At 36.0% G+C, this 1,785-nt stretch carries 1 protein-coding gene; it reads left to right on the top strand.

The window, feature by feature from the left end; all coding sequences use genetic code 11:
- The first annotated feature begins 1,207 nt into the window (after positions 1-1,207).
- Positions 1,208-1,372, top strand: a complete 165-nt coding sequence (locus tag ACJ5GX_RS01255; protein WP_495292606.1) for a hypothetical protein — start codon at positions 1,208-1,210, stop codon at positions 1,370-1,372.
- Positions 1,373-1,785 lie beyond the last annotated feature (413 nt).

The raw sequence follows: 1,785 nt of genomic DNA, 5'->3' as shown, positions 1-1,785 counted from the left end.
TGATGAAAGTTACGATAATACATCTGTACAATACAAACGTAAAGTGATTGCTAATTATTCCGATTCTCTCGTTACTTACTACTTGATTACCTGTTTTGACCGTGCAAAACTAGAAGTTACTGTCAGTGAAATTGCAAGATCGATCCCTCATAGCGTGAAGAGCTAATTCATGAACACTAACATTGTTACTTTCGCCTTTGAGGGTTGACTGATACGTGGAGTCGTTGTTAAAACTTACAATTGATGACGATTCCATTCTTGCATAATCTTGAAAATATGATACTGTTGTAAAATCTTGATAATTTCACAAGAAATTCAATAAAATTTTTAGAGTTCAACAAAAAACTGCACAGCTGAAACTGAATGAATGGATTGCTGACGTGACGTTTGGTGCACGGGTGGTTTTAAAAAGGATGAAATCGGAAATTATTTTTTCCGTTTCTCATCACAAGATGGCAGCACATTGAGTTGTGCAGGTATCCAAAGCTGTAAATAAAAAAATAATAATCAGGTTTTGATTGGTTGTTCCCACGGGTTGTTCTGTTCCTAATAGTCATTCGTCTGAACATGCACCTTCCAGACCTGTCAAACAATGACATTTCTCATTCAACTCATTAATTTAATTCGTTCATCAAACATTGAAGCTGTGTCTGTGGCGATAATTGTTTTGTGTAAATGTTAATTTCCTGTTGCTTAAATTCGTATTGAAATAGGTAGTAAGCGAATCTTTGCGTATTAATGCTTATAACTGTATAGTCAAAGTGCTACATTAGTTCTTCGCCTATTAGTAATAAGTGTACTTTTAGTGTAAGAACAAAGTGTAAAATTCTTGAGTCAGCTCGAAGCTTACAGTGAATCATTTAACTACCACAGCGATTGGCGAGGCTGAAGATCTGTAGCAGTATCTTGTGAGTATTATTATAGTCTTGAGTATTAACTATAAAGACTTCACATGCTCAGTACATTTGCAAACTTAGCAAAGTAAACTTAGTATTGGCCAGGTATTGGTGTCAAATGATGTCAATGCCACCTTTGTATCCTACTTTTTAATTCATTGTTTAGTTCTGTAAATAAGCGATTGATAATTACATTTCTGGTTGGTGAAGTGCAGTGCCTGTAGTAAACAAACTTGCTATATACTTGTTTTTGTTCAGTACTTTACCCTTAACAACATGTGTAATTGAATTTATTTCCTCCAAAACAGTGTATGGAAGCACGGTGTATAAATGATTTTGACTTAGAAAGAAAGAAATTACTTACATTGCAGTCAAATTCAACTACTAAACTAATATACAGATTAAAAAGGTCTCCACTGAGCATAAGTACTGTTCACCAGTGGTCTATTCCCATTGCAGTTTGTAGGTCAGGGTAAGTTCTCAGCTTAAATAGCATACACTTTTTTTTGTTTCAAGCACACTATTATTATTATTATTATTTGAGAATTAGGGGTTAGTCCTGAGAGACCAACAGCTACTGCGACCTTTGCAGATCTATTGTAGCTAGCCCTTTCTTTTTAAATTACGTCATCCAGTCGGGCCGACTTAAGGAAGGCCACGACTTGTTTGGGGTTAAGAGACTGGACCTCTTTCGGGGACAACAAGGGGCCACCTGTAGTCCAGAAGCACACTATAGTCTTCATTTACAGATTTATTGAGCTACTGCAGGCTAAATCTCTGAGAACAAACTAAACAAATTGAAATTAAGACTTGACCAAAGTTGTCTTGTTCTTAGCGTGTCAATGGCAGACACTAACACCGTCGCTGCCCAGAATTTGTTATTGTCTAT

The organism is Wolbachia endosymbiont of Tuta absoluta, assembly GCF_059414725.1.
The sequence above is the reverse complement of the archived record's forward strand: the minus strand, read 5'-3'. Positions and strand labels throughout refer to the sequence as shown.

Bases quoted from the DNA above. Each gene is read 5' to 3' on its own strand.
- ACJ5GX_RS01255 (WP_495292606.1), top strand. From the start codon at position 1,208: ATGGAAGCACGGTGTATAAATGATTTTGACTTAGAAAGAAAGAAATTA.